We start from the raw sequence: 7,297 nt of genomic DNA on the forward strand, positions 1-7,297 counted from the left end.
CGTAGCTGAACATCAGGGAACGAACCGAATTGGAGATCCCGGCCAATTTGTCGTCCAGAATCTGAGTCGTTTTGTTCACGGTCTCTTGTCTGGATTCGAAAGCGTTCTTCTGAAGCTCTTTGGAGGCGATCCAATAGGTTGTCATGCCTACCGCTCCAATTGCAAGCGTTATCATAATAATGAAGGATAAGCGAACTCTTTGTTTAAACGTGATCCCGTAAACCCACTTGCTGAACTTTCCGGTAAAATGCTCGTGTCTTTGTCGTTTAATCAAACTCGATCAACCTCTCCTGAAATGACAAGAAGTCCTGCCATGTCGAAACTAATCTGTTGCGGTCATTTTACAATAAAATATCAATTTCGCAATAGGAGATTCCATATCCCGCCCCTGCACATTCTACTTTTATCGTTCCATTCGCCAGATAAGGTAAAGGAAAGTTATGCTAACTTATTGGTGCGATGATTGGTTTATGCTACCATTTAGTAAGGCAAATCTGACATTCTATAATAATCGAATACATTAGACAAGGAGAATCACATGCCGGGGACGATCACCTTAATCCGTTATAACGGAACCGAAAAACACGCTTTAACAGAAACCAACGCTTTCGCCACGCGAACCGAAGTCAACGGAAAGCCGCAAATCATGCTGTGGTTTGAAACGGAAACGGAGACCGAACCGCTTCAGGTTTACCCGGATCCGGATGAGCTGCTGAGCAATCCGGACGCGGAACTTACGATTTATCTGGATACGCTAAAACTGAATGAGTTTGCACCGCTGGAATTTACGCTTGCCCAGGGCTATAACGAGAACTCCAGAAGCCTGGATGCAAGACTCTATTATTTTGAGCACCAGGAGGTAAATGATAACCGGGGACGCATTGAGTATAGAGGAAATGGCGTATTTTACGTATATTGGACTGGAACGACGATGGACGTCAATTATTATGATGGGAGTAAGCCGGATACCCGGCTGGAATTGGAAGGCGAGTTTACGATGGAGAAATACGTGGAATGGTTATAAAGAAGAATACATAATCTGCAGCAAGACCCTTGAACCTCGTAGAGCCAACCTTCGTAGTCATGGCTCTACGGGGTTCCATCCGTATCCACATTACATAGGTTTCTTGAGCCTTAAACGCCAAACTGTTTCAAGTGATGGTCCAGATGCTTGTATAATCCCCTCCCCCATTGCTCTGAGGTCAGTTTACCGAAGAAAGGATGAGGATGTGTGGTACATTTCTCGGGTCCGTGCTTTTGGAATGCTATCAATTTTTCTTTCAATTGTTCTCTTTCCGTTTCAAATTCTCTTGGATCCGCAATCAAAATATCCGGAATAGTCGACATATTGCGAGGTAACGGTTTTTCATTATAAAACACGGGCTTCGCGAAATTCCCTACCAACCTACCTAGCCAGCCTCTTGGCGGGTTCGTGATGCCCATGGCGATGTCTTGGAACGCGGAGCAGTGGGACAGCATTTGGGCAGCATCCATTTTTCCCCATAACGGTTGTGATTGAGGGCTTAATGCGTCGATTCGGTTTAATATTTGGGTCATATCGAAATGATTGAACATATTATTCATGTTTATCTCTCCCTATAGTGAAATCCATGTCTAAACACCTGATTATATGATAGCTGACCCATCTACGGGACATTTCTTTTGGATTGCTTTCTTGTGAACTCAGACTCCCCTACAACCATCTCATAAAAAAACCTTTGGTTATCTTCACATGACTTGCTTGTGCCCATAGCTCAAGCTGCCTGATTCCCTCCGTCTGATCCTCCAAGAACTGAAAACATAGCTTCAATGGTACGATCTTACGCCCTTTCGGCTTGATCCCGATCACCGGTTTCCTGTCATGGTTGATCAATAAACATGCCAAGGAATCTGCGTTCACTTCTTCTCCGTTTATCATGATTCCGTCTTGATGCATTTTCATCACGGCGGGTTTCATCAGGCAGGTTCTGTAGAAGGAGATGATGAATACGGTGGAACAAAAAACCAACCACACAATGCAGGCATAATAAAAGAAATCCCTTTCTCCCTGTTCCAACATGATATTTCCAAGAAGAATAACGATTAAGAGCAGCATGGAAACCATTAATCTAATGCCAGACGGTGCCGAAACGCTAAACATCCTGTTATTGTTCATATGATCTCCTATCATCGAATAAGGTTGATTCTGTATTCACTTAAAGTATATGCTCATTATACCTGCACTCACAAAATATGGTAACCTGATTTGCAATATTGCAATAATTCCAATAAAAAAAGCCCCCATTTTAGCGGCAGCTCATATCAGTGCTATGTATCCACATCATTTTATTAAAAAGCATTTAGAAATTACATGATCAACACCTCATATTCTAAAATTCAATTATATAAAAACTTTCTAACCGTTCTAGTCTCCTGCAGCCAAATGATTCGCTTCCACCGGTTTGCTCAGCCAATGCTCGTCGGTTTGAACATGATTCTTGCGGACATACTTGGCAGCGCTATGCTTAAAATCTTCATATGCAAATGCGGAAGCCAGCCTAACCACATAACCTTCCTGTTCACCGCCGCACCAAGATCGCTTCGTATAACAAGCCTTGGCAGCATCCTCGTCCCAGATGCCCCGGTACAAGACAGGAACCGTAACCAGCCCCAAACGATCCGCCCATTCCTCCGTCTCATCCCATGACAGGCACACATTCAACTGATTCCACACGGAGAACAGCATGAAGTAGGACGGCAGCGCCGAATACGAAAGCGAATGTTTGGCATAGACGTTTTCCCCGCAGAGACGGTATCCCTCCGGAATCAAATACTTGATGCCCCCATGCAGCGTCTTGACATAATGACGGGAAGGATGATCCTTGCTGTCCAGGGATCTGGCGTGGATGAAATCGGGGTACATGGTGGTGTTCTCCCCATCCATTTTCTCGGTAATGACAACCTCCTGCCCCGCAAAATGGTCGGTAGCCCGCAAAATCTTATCGTCGTCGGTATAACCTCTAGACCAGGGCAGATGCATCGTTCTTGGATATTTCATTTTCATCGTTGTTCACCTCTCTTACTTGCCGAACGTATCGGCCTCTGCGAAGAAATACAGCTGAGCCAGCAAATTCTCGCCTAACAAATGGTATATCCTGGATGCGCCGGCATCTCCTCCATGCAATATTTCCATATGGAAGCTGACAAGTTGGACGACATGAAGCACAAATTCATCCTCATACCCAAGGTCTTTCAAGGTATGGCATGCCATGATGGCCGATACATGCTCGTGCCCATAATAGGAATAGTATCCTCGAGCCTGCTTCCATACTTTGCAAAACGGCTTGCCCGCGTCATGGAACAGAGTCGCTAATTGCATAGCCAGCAGATGATCGCCTTCACCGTCATAGCAATTTTGGATGTATTCCAGCACGGCAAACGTATGCTCCGACAACGTTCTCGAATGGAACGGATTCTCTTGATCAAATCCCAGCATCGTTTGAAAATAGGGGGATTGCGATAAGTAACCGAACAACTCATCGTGATCCGGTCTGCGCATTAACAGCTGTTCCAAATCCTCTCTTGCCAGCTGAGTTTCACCCGGCTCATGAACGAGATGCAGATCAACAAACCCTTCACCCATGACCGGAAATTCAAGATTTTTGGCATACTTAGTCATGATCTTCTCATCAAGCCGGCGTTTTCGTCTCTTGACTCTATCCAGGGCCGCTTCATAAGGAGTCGTGCAAATATGGCACTCCACCCGTCGATCGCCAAACCGTTTCAGAAATTTCTGTCTTCGTTCCCGGCTGACATTCGTTGCGTCGAATACGACGTTTCGATCCGACTTCAGCGCCTGTTCGATTTCGGCGAAAGCCTCGTCAAATACCAAATACGTATTTTTCTGTTTCGATTCGCTGCCAAACAATCTTTCGCGTATCGCGTCCGTCGCAACCAGCACGGCCCGCTCGCTTTTGCACAATTGTTTGGCATAATAGCTTTTTCCGCTGCCGGGTATCCCGACCAGCATATGAATCGTACTCATGATATTCACCTCCTTTCGCGATTGCTTATCATGGTGTCATGGTTTAAACGAAATCCTTCCTTCCGAATAATGTACCATGCTTGCGCCTTGTATGAGTAAGCAAAGAATATGTATATTCAACTTTTACATACCTACAAAAAAGCCGATTGCCTGCAGAAAGTGTATCCGCAGACAATCAGCCTTTATGTCGTATCTACTTGCCCGATCTCGCTTTCGGGGCAGGAGCGGTCGTATCCCGCTCCACCAGCTTAACAGGGATCAGCGCCCTGCCCGGTGTCGGTTTCCCTCTCTCCAGCCAGTTTACGACATGCTCGGCCGCTTGGCGGCCGATCTCGTAAAAGTTCTGCTCGACGGTAGTCAGAGGGATCATCACATGCTCCGTGACCGGATTATTATCAAAGCCTATGATGGAGATATCGTCCGGAATACGGATCCCCCTCTCCAAACAGAGGTTTAGCAGGTTGGCAGCAATCAGATCATTTTCCGTCTGAACGGCCGTCACCCCCTCCGTCTTGTAAGAGTCCAGCAGCTCGTTATAAAATTGCTCCACGCCGACCTTCTCCCGGTAACCCTTCATGTTCAGTCTGATATAACGGCTGTCGAGGGGAAGCCCGTGGTCCTTCAGCGCTTGGCAGTATCCGAAATACCGATCGCGCACCGACGAAGTGGATTCAATGCTGACCGCGGTCAAAAACGCAATCTTTCGGTGTCCGAGCTCAATCAATCGGGATACGGCTTGATAAGAGCCGCTCCAATTATCCGAAACGACCGCCCCGAGCGGGAGGCTGTCAAAGTATTTATCGATGGTCACGATCGGATAATCTTCAAGGCACAGCCGATGCAGGATATCGTAGTTCGTATGATCGTTCCGCGGATACAATATAATGGCCGCAATGCCCTTTCGGGTCAGCATCTCCAGGAGATCGCGCTCCTTCTGGGAGTCATAATCGCTCTGATGAATGCTTAAATAGTAGCCGTTCGCGTTCAGCCAGTCCGAAGCGCCGCGAATATACCCCATCGTGCCGCGGTCGTCTTCGGAAGGCAGGATCAGCGATATCATTTTTTCCGTTCCAACCGACCGCTGCTCCTGACCCCGCTGCCGGGGTTTGACAAAGCTTCCGCTTCCTTTGACGCGGTAGATGAACCCGTCCCGCTCCAGCTCCTCGAGCGCTCTTCTTGTTGTAATGCGGCTCACGCCGAAGGCCGTACTCAGCTCGGCCTCGGTAGGAAGCTGGGCCTCGGAAGGGTACAGGCCGGATGAAATTTTCGATTTTAGCTCGTCCATCATCACGCGGTACAGCGGTTTATTATCTTTGGTCAACTTGGTTCTCATCCCATCTTTATCTATTTTCCGGTTTGATCTTGTCCAACTAAAATTATAGCGTTTGCTTCATTGGCATGTAAACCGCCCCGATCGATCATGCCTGCCTCCCGTCATGGTTACTTTACATTCGTATAGCGTTCATACTGCGCTCTTTTGATTTCCAGGTAACGCTGGGCTCCCATTTTGTCCAAGGTCTTCACGTAGTTATCCCAATCCGTGTCCAGATTCGCTTTACCCGTAACAAATTTGACCCGCATCTCCTCCATGTATTTATTGATGTCGGTCAGAATCGCGCTGGTTTGGTTGGCTTCGTCATCCGTGGGAACAAAATCCGGCCAAAGCTCTTTCGGCGCCAGCTCGTCCAGCTCGGCAGGATCCGCTTTAATCTCGTCAGCGACCGTCGTCCCGCGAGCCGCCATCCGCAGATCGTCATCAGGCTCAACATAAGGATAATAAGCGCCATACACATTATCAACATATTGGAAAGCACCCAACTGCACGCCGCCCTTGTAGTTCAATATTTCATCCTTGTATTTCGGTTTGCCGTCCACCAGCTCGTAAGTTTCTCCTTCCAACCCAAAAGTAGCGAAGTTAATCCCTTCTTCACCGTAGAAATAATCGATCCACTTGATGGTTTCGACCGGATACTTGTTTTTGTTGGTGATCACGAAACCGAAGATCCCTTTGGCCGGCGGTCCCAGCACCCCCGCGACTTTATCGCCGTTCGGACCTTCCAGGGCATGTATGCCCACATAGTTCTCGGCCGCGTCCTTGCCGATATATCCCGGCCCTTCCCATACAAACGAGCCGATCAAATTGTTGGAGCCGTCCGTAGACCATTTGGCATAATCGTAGCCGGTCGTGAAATTCTGCTGAGCCAGCGAGCCGTCCTTGTACAGATCGCTCATATAACGCAAGAGCTCCCTGTATTTCGGATCGTTGAACGTCGTCTTCACTTGTCCGTCAGCGTCCTTATAGAGATACTGCCCGAAAGCCTTGGCGCCCCCTTCACCCATGCCGAAGCTGCCGGCCAGAAAGCTCTCCAGGAAGGTCCAGTACTGCGATTCAAGCACCCAACCGAGGCGTGAGCTGTCCTTCTCCCGAACCTTCATGAGCGCTTGGCGGAACTCCTCGGTCGTCTTGGGCACTTCAAGCCCCGCTTCATCCAGCCAATCCTTATGGATATACAAGCGAACGGAATTGAACGCTTTCGAGAAATCGACGTATGGGAGAGCGTAAATATGTCCGTCCGACATCGTAATCGCTCCTCTGATATCCGGGTTGTCCTTGAGCAGCTTGTTTAAATTCGGCGCATGCTGTTCAATCAAGTCCTCGAGCGGAACAAACAAGCCCTGCTTACCGTATTTCATCAGCTCATCGGTGCCGAAGGCAATGCGGTAGAACGCATCCGGCAGGTCGTTGGAGCCGAGCATGACATTTTTCCTTTCGGTTACGGCGGAACCGGCCAGCTCCTCAAACTCAACCTCGATTCCGGACATCTCCTCGTATTTTTGCCACATCCATAATTGATCGGCTGGTGGATGCACATCGGTATATCCGCGTTTGACGATCCTTAGCTTGATGTTTCCGGGGTCTCCGTCCGTTCCGGCTGGTTCCGGCTCCGCCTTTCCCCCTGATCCGCCGCAGGCGGCAAGCGTCAACGAGCATGTCAACATGAAAGCAAGCAGAAGATTCATTCTTTTTCTCATAAATCCATATCCCCTCTATTCATGATTATGAGTTCCAAGCGGTAATTGACCGCTCCTATATCGGCTTATCCTTTGATAGCTCCCACCATGATGCCTTTCTCAAAGAATCGCGACAGCAGCGGATACAATAGCAGCAGCGGCAGCGCGGATAATACGACGATTGCATATTTCAGGCCTTCCTTAACCATCATCTGATCCGCGTATTCGGCGCCGACCGATATTCCGGCCATTTCCTTAAAG

General features: G+C 48.3%; 6 protein-coding genes and 1 pseudogene. 1 reads left to right on the forward strand and 6 read right to left on the reverse strand.

The window, feature by feature from the left end; translation table 11 throughout:
* A pseudogene (locus HMPREF9412_RS06330) lies at window positions 1–274 on the reverse strand (sensor histidine kinase); the annotation flags it as partial.
* Window positions 275–538: 264 nt separating this feature from the next.
* Between HMPREF9412_RS06330 and HMPREF9412_RS06335 the strand changes: the two are divergent.
* Window positions 539–1,024 (forward strand): hypothetical protein, encoded by a 486-nt coding sequence (locus HMPREF9412_RS06335; protein ID WP_009590561.1) that lies wholly within the window; start codon window positions 539–541, stop codon window positions 1,022–1,024.
* A gap of 110 nt (window positions 1,025–1,134) precedes the next feature.
* Here the strand turns inward: HMPREF9412_RS06335 and HMPREF9412_RS06340 are convergent, their stop codons facing one another.
* The 5 genes from HMPREF9412_RS06340 to HMPREF9412_RS06365 form a co-directional block, all read right to left on the reverse strand.
* Complete coding sequence (locus HMPREF9412_RS06340; RefSeq protein WP_009590564.1) at window positions 1,135–1,584, reverse strand: DUF1569 domain-containing protein; 450 nt, start codon at window positions 1,582–1,584, stop codon at window positions 1,135–1,137.
* Window positions 1,585–2,404: 820 nt separating this feature from the next.
* Window positions 2,405–3,043 carry an RNA ligase family protein gene (locus tag HMPREF9412_RS06350; RefSeq protein ID WP_009590557.1) on the reverse strand — a complete coding sequence of 213 codons (639 nt, stop codon included), beginning with the start codon at window positions 3,041–3,043 and terminating at the stop codon, window positions 2,405–2,407.
* Window positions 3,044–3,058: 15 nt separating this feature from the next.
* The gene (locus HMPREF9412_RS06355) at window positions 3,059–4,024 is read right to left on the reverse strand and encodes an AAA family ATPase (RefSeq protein ID WP_009590560.1); all 966 of its coding nucleotides are present in this window, start codon (window positions 4,022–4,024) and stop codon (window positions 3,059–3,061) included.
* 193 nt (window positions 4,025–4,217) lie between these two features.
* The gene (locus tag HMPREF9412_RS06360; protein WP_009590558.1) at window positions 4,218–5,345 is read right to left on the reverse strand and encodes a GntR family transcriptional regulator; all 1,128 of its coding nucleotides are present in this window, start codon (window positions 5,343–5,345) and stop codon (window positions 4,218–4,220) included.
* A 119-nt stretch (window positions 5,346–5,464) separates the two neighbouring features.
* A complete protein-coding gene (locus HMPREF9412_RS06365) occupies window positions 5,465–7,057 on the reverse strand; it encodes an ABC transporter substrate-binding protein (protein ID WP_009590563.1) in 1,593 nt (530 codons plus the stop codon).
* Window positions 7,058–7,297 lie beyond the last annotated feature (240 nt).

The organism is Paenibacillus sp. HGF5 (genome assembly GCF_000204455.1).
Classification (GTDB): domain Bacteria; phylum Bacillota; class Bacilli; order Paenibacillales; family Paenibacillaceae; genus Paenibacillus_AQ; species Paenibacillus_AQ lautus_A.